Annotated in this window: 2 protein-coding genes; both read right to left on the bottom strand. The window is 50.0% G+C overall.

What is annotated here, in order from left to right:
* Nucleotides 1-830: signal peptidase I (locus H8730_RS17195; protein ID WP_249290277.1), on the bottom strand; the 830-nt coding region annotated here is incomplete at its 3' end.
* Between the two features lie 344 nt (nt 831-1,174).
* On the bottom strand, nt 1,175-2,017 hold the full coding sequence (locus H8730_RS17200) for a tyrosine-type recombinase/integrase (protein ID WP_249290278.1): 843 nt from the start codon (nt 2,015-2,017) through the stop codon (nt 1,175-1,177).
* Nucleotides 2,018-2,160 lie beyond the last annotated feature (143 nt).

Raw genomic sequence — 2,160 nt, forward strand, 5'->3', positions numbered from 1 at the left:
AGCACATAAATCAGCACAAACACCACCGCCAGTGCAAACAGGAGAAGCGGCCAGTAGGAACCGATGAAGCTGGCGACCACGCCCAGCGTTTCACTGTGGAACACCACCTTGCCCACCACGTTGACCGCAGGGACGGGCTGGCTGTCCGGCTGGTCGTTCATAATCCCCTGCGTCTGGAAAGCGCGCTGGCCCGTATTTTCGTAATTTTCATTAATCCCCACAATCCGATGGGTAACGGAGGTGGTCTGGTTTGCCATGTAGGTGATGTCGTCCCCGATTTGCAGGGTTTCAGGGTCTACTTGCTGGGCAATCACCAAAGAGCCTTTGGGTATCTCGCTTTGCATGGATTCGGTGAGGACAATCATCCCGGAATATCCCGCGAGGCTGCGAGGTGCGCCGTCGCTGGTAGTACGAACAAACAGGGCGGCGACAATCAACAGGAGCAGCAGTCCGTAAAAAACAACCTCTCCGATGGTTTTCCATGCCCGGCCTTTTTTCGGCCTGGATTTTGCGCTGTGCTTTGGTTTCGCTTTCTGCCCCGCGGGTTTTTCCTTCGCCTCCGGCTTGTCCGGCATGGGCGCGCTCAAGGGGAGTGGGGGAGCGTTGCCCTCATCTTTTGCGATTTTCTTCCTCTGCTCTTCCGCTAGAATCAAGTCCACCATCCGCTCTTTCTGCCGGGTTAGTTCTTGATCCTGCTTTTGGATTTGTTCCTGCAACAGATCCACTTTCACCGCCAAATTGCGATAAGCCCGAATCAATATATCAATTCGGGAATCCTCCTGCGGCGGAGGCGTCTTTTCTTTTATGCTCTGTTCCTGTTCATCCCTCATAGTCATTTCCTTAGTGCCTGCTCTATGGCTTGTCCCGTTTACAGCAGAAGAAATATTCTGTTGTAATTGCTCAACCAGCAAGATGAAAAAACTCTTCAAAATCGACCGGAAAGTATGAAAAAGGCGCAGCATAGAAACCTTTTCAACAATTTGCGATGAGAAGGTTTCTTTGCTACACCCTAAACGCAATCGAATCTTGACTTTTGCGCCAGATTGTGATAATTTTATATGTATAAATGCGTTTACTTTTTCATCGATATGTTATCTCTACAACAGAATATTTCTTCCGTTATCAAAGCAAACCGGCGTTTATATGGCGCTGGTATTTTTTTGTTCTTTTTCTTCTAAATGACGAGCCGCATGGTTTCCATCTTCCTCCGATGTTCTGCGCCGGTGGTAATGATATAGATCCTTGTGGTGTTGATGTTGCTGTGGCCGAGAATATCCGCCAGCTTTGCCACGTCGTGATCAATACTGTAAAACGTTCTGGCAAACAGGTGCCTCAAGCTGTGAGGAAACACCTTGCTTGGCGCAACGTTTGCCCGTTCGCACAGGGCTTTCATTTCCCGCCAGATATTGCTGCGGTTCATAGGCTTGCCCGTCCGAGTAATAAACACCGACCCGCTTTGGATTTTCTGGCCTTGAATATACCGCCGCAGCTTCTTTTGCAGGGCGGCGGGTAAAAAGACCGTCCTTGTTTTTCCCTTGCAGGTCACAATGGCTTCGCCCTGTGAAACAGCCTCTACGGTAATAAATTGCAGCTCGCTTACGCGGATTCCCGTGGCACAGATGGCCTCCAGCAGCAGGGCCAGCCGCTCGCTGTTTTTTTCTTTGGCTGCCCGCACCAGCCGGACGTATTCCTCGCGAGTGAGCTCCTTTTCCTCCGGGCAGTAGAGCTTTTTCTGCACCTTAAAGGGCCTGACGCAGCAGCTTTCAAAGCCCCAAAAGCGGAGAAAGCCGTTGACCGCGGCCAACGCAGCGTTGGCGCTGGACGGGGCGTAGAGCTTACCCAGCCTTGTCTTGTATTCCAGTACCAAAGCCTTGTCAATCCTTCGGCCCGCATCGTGGGCGACAAACTGCCGGACGTGGTGCAGGTATTTTTCCATAGTGGCTGCGCTTTTCTCCGCTTCCTGTAAGGCTGTTTCGTATGGCGGTATCATGGTTTCCTGTAGTTTTTGTCGTTTCATTTTTTATCCCTCCGGTACTTAATAGGTAGTGTCAAAAACTACCTGTTTTTTTGTTGCAAAATCTAATAAAAACCTTGATTTTAAGGGAAATTTGCTATAAAAAGAGCATTGACCTCCCTTTTCTGGTATAATGTCTATCGCCA

Source organism: Bianquea renquensis (assembly GCF_014384895.1).
In the GTDB taxonomy this organism is placed as follows: domain Bacteria; phylum Bacillota; class Clostridia; order Lachnospirales; family Bianqueaceae; genus Bianquea; species Bianquea renquensis.

Excerpts from the sequence above, each read along its gene's own strand:
- H8730_RS17200 (WP_249290278.1), bottom strand. The coding sequence starts at position 2,017 with ATGAAACGACAAAAACTACAGGAAACCATGATACCGCCATACGAAACA.